Source organism: Paenimyroides marinum, from assembly GCF_900108395.1.
GTDB lineage: Bacteria > Bacteroidota > Bacteroidia > Flavobacteriales > Flavobacteriaceae > Flavobacterium > Flavobacterium marinum.
Genome location: NZ_FNXE01000081.1, coordinates 1 through 3201, shown reverse-complemented (window position 1 = coordinate 3201; position 3201 = coordinate 1). Strand labels below are relative to the sequence as shown.

The 3201-nt window shown below is 33.1% G+C and carries 3 protein-coding genes; 2 read left to right on the top strand and 1 reads right to left on the bottom strand.

The window, feature by feature from the left end:
• Positions 1–477: 477 nt before the first annotated feature.
• Both BLW20_RS14355 and BLW20_RS14350 read left to right on the top strand, forming a co-directional pair.
• Positions 478–825, top strand: a complete 348-nt coding sequence (locus tag BLW20_RS14355) for a helix-turn-helix transcriptional regulator (RefSeq protein WP_091102930.1) — start codon at positions 478–480, stop codon at positions 823–825.
• The gene (locus BLW20_RS14350; protein WP_091102926.1) at positions 819–2105 is read left to right on the top strand and encodes a type II toxin-antitoxin system HipA family toxin; all 1287 of its coding nucleotides are present in this window, start codon (positions 819–821) and stop codon (positions 2103–2105) included. Before BLW20_RS14355 ends, BLW20_RS14350 begins: the two co-directional genes overlap by 7 nt.
• 345 nt (positions 2106–2450) lie before the next feature.
• Here the strand turns inward: BLW20_RS14350 and BLW20_RS14345 are convergent, their stop codons facing one another.
• Positions 2451–2972 (bottom strand): YdeI/OmpD-associated family protein, encoded by a 522-nt coding sequence (locus BLW20_RS14345; RefSeq protein WP_091102923.1) that lies wholly within the window; start codon positions 2970–2972, stop codon positions 2451–2453.
• Positions 2973–3201 lie beyond the last annotated feature (229 nt).

The following is a 3201-nucleotide window of genomic DNA, read 5'->3' as shown; positions in this document are numbered from 1 at the left end:
TTAAAAGCTGAATCATAAATTTTTCTTTCTTTTTTCATACGTCAAAAATAAGATTTTATGCTTAACTTTAACTGGAAGCTAAGTTAGTATATCCAGTATCTCCTCGTCAATACATTTTACAGTTCCCTCGGCGAACTTCTCGTAATATGATTTATGGAGTGGTTTTATATTCTGTTTCCAAAAATCATTTTTGCCACAAATAGTTACTGTATTTGTGACAGAATGTAATGATTAAAAAAATAGTTACGATTAAAACGTTCGTAATTGCAATCATTTCACTTGTTTTTGTTTGAAATAACAATCATTCGAAATAAAAAAGCAACAAACTAACATCCTAATGAAATTTTAAATCAATCTGTAATGAATGAAATTTAACGCGTAATTGTATTTTTTTGTGTTTATGCGTTATTTTTCGTACATTAGCAATGTATTTACAATGCGTGAAATATCATTCGTTGTTTATGAAATAAGATATTTATGAGTAATATATCAGACATTAGTTTGTTTTCGGATAAGGCAATTTTGGATACAATAGGTTTGTTTGTACAGCAGACCCGTATTAAGCAAAATCTAAATCAACAGGAATTAGCCGATAAGGCGGCAGTAAGTAGATCTACCGTGAGTTTGTTGGAACGTGGCGAAAATATCTCTTTAATTAACTTACTAAAAATATTGCGAATTTTGGATGCGTTGTATGTTTTAAAAGAGTTTGAAGTAAGAGAAGAAATCAGCCCACTGCGTTTAGCTAAAGGAGAAAAAAAATTACGTAAAAGAGTAATGAAAAAAGATACTTCACAAGATGATAATTTGGATTTAGGATGGTAACTACAGCTTTTATAAACATTTTTGGACATCGTGTAGGCGCAGTTGCGTGGGATACAACTACCGAAATGGCATCATTTGAGTACGACCCTAAATTTAATTTGGAAAAACTGCCTATTGCACCTATCAAAATGCCGTCCAAGAACAGAATTTATAGTTTTCCAGAACATCGCAATAGCGAAACCTTTAAAGGTATGCCCGGACTTTTAGCCGATGCATTACCCGATCGATACGGAAAAGATTTAATCAATGCGTGGTTGGCAAGACAAGGGCGACCCGATGATAGTTTAAACCCTGTTGAACTCCTGTGTTTTATTGGACGGAGAGGTATGGGGGCGTTAGAATTCGAACCTATAATGGGTAAAGAATCACCGTCGTATGATATTGAATTGAGTGATTTAATCGAAACGACGAAAGCCTTATTATCAAACAAGGAAAATTTTTCTATTCAAACTCAAAAAAATATGGAGGATGTGATGATGGATGTCCTAAAAATGGGAACATCTGCCGGAGGTGCACGTCCTAAAGCTATTATTGCCTACAATGAAAAAACAGGACAAATCAAATCGGGTCAAACGCTTGCAGACGAAGGTTTTGAGCATTGGTTGATTAAGTTTGATGAAGTGAGTGATGTGCAATTCGGCGAATCAAAAGGATATGGACGAGTGGAAATGGCTTATTACAAAATGGCAACAGATTTTGGAGTTGATATGATGGAATCACGATTGATTGAAGAAAATAATCGGGTGCACTTTATGACCAAACGCTTTGATCGCATAAAAGGAAATCAAAAACTGCACAGTCAAACATTATGTGCCTTGCAGCATTATGATTTTGCAAATATCACATCCTACAGTTATGAGCAGGTTTTTCAAACTATGCGTCAACTTCGGTTAACTTATGCAGAAGCAGAACAAATGTTCAAACGTATGGTATTTAACGTGATAGCAAGAAATTGTGATGATCATACTAAGAATTTTTCATTTCTGATGAACGCTGAGGGAATTTGGAAATTAGCACCAGCTTACGATGTTTGTTTTGCTTACAGACCCGATAGCAAATGGGTAAGTCAACATAATTTAAGCATTAATGGCAAACGAAAGGATTTTACAAGAAAAGATTTGTTGACTATTGCAGAGCAAAATTCGATTCGGAATCCTGAAGGCATTATTAACTCCTGTATAGAAGTTGTTGCAAACTGGAAATTGTATGCTGAAATGTATCAAGTTGATGAGAAAAAGGCACACGCAATCAATCAATTATTATTAAAGGAAATAAAATGATTGTATTTCATAGTATTATCGGCAAAAACGATTGTTTAAAACTTAAAATCTATCATATTTTTGCCGATAACGGCATATTTATTATCAAGTTATAATCCTTATTTTGTATCGTATTTGTACCATAGTAATATAAATACCTGATAATCAATTATGGTTGTTTTTGAAGAAGTGAAATAATTAGTGATTAATATCAACTATTAATAAGTGATAAAATGCTGTAAATGTTATGTTTACAGCGTTTTTTAATTGTCTTTGTAATATTGTAACGAAACTTAATTGGCGATAAATGGCACTTATGGATACTTATGATATCTTAATGAAGGAATTTGTAAGGTTTACAGAAAATCAGTCACTGGTATCATGAATTTTATTCAGGGGATCCCGACTTATAAAACGATTGTTCCCCAGCAAAAAAACTACAGCCTTTTGTACATTGTTATCAATGCTTTTTTCGGTTTTTAAGAAAGAAATGTAATGTATAATTTCTTTTTGTAACGATGGTTGTAAGGAATCAAAAATTTGTTTTGCTTGCGGGTTTTTGTTTAGTGTGTTGATTAATTTGGGTTGGGGAAGTAGGATGCGTTCTTGCTCATCATAGTCTATTATAATATCGATTTGTTCTCCAATTCGTTTAGTGGAATGCTCTAACATAGACAAATTAATATATAGCCGCCAATCTCCGGCATATTTTACCAATGTCTGCTGGTATTTTTTACCATTTACTGTTCCACAAACAGGTAGCGGACTTGTGTTTTTTCCTGCTCTTTTAAAAAGATACAACAAGACCTTTTCAGGCAAAAACACAAATGGGTTAATGCCAATAAGGTCAATTTTTGCAGAAAAACAACTATACGGATTTTTAGCCATAAATGAATCAGTAATATTATTTTTTTACATCTTTTCAGCGGTTTAATGTCTTTTAGAATATAACTAAATTATAAAGATTGCCCCAAGACTATTTCACTTTTGATATAACCTTTCTATTTTTACTACTTACCATACCAAAAGGTTCATTCGGTAATAAGGAATATGTCAACCAATACGTTGGTCGTTACAAAATAAACAGATGAGGCTGTCCCAAAAGGGCAGCTTCTTT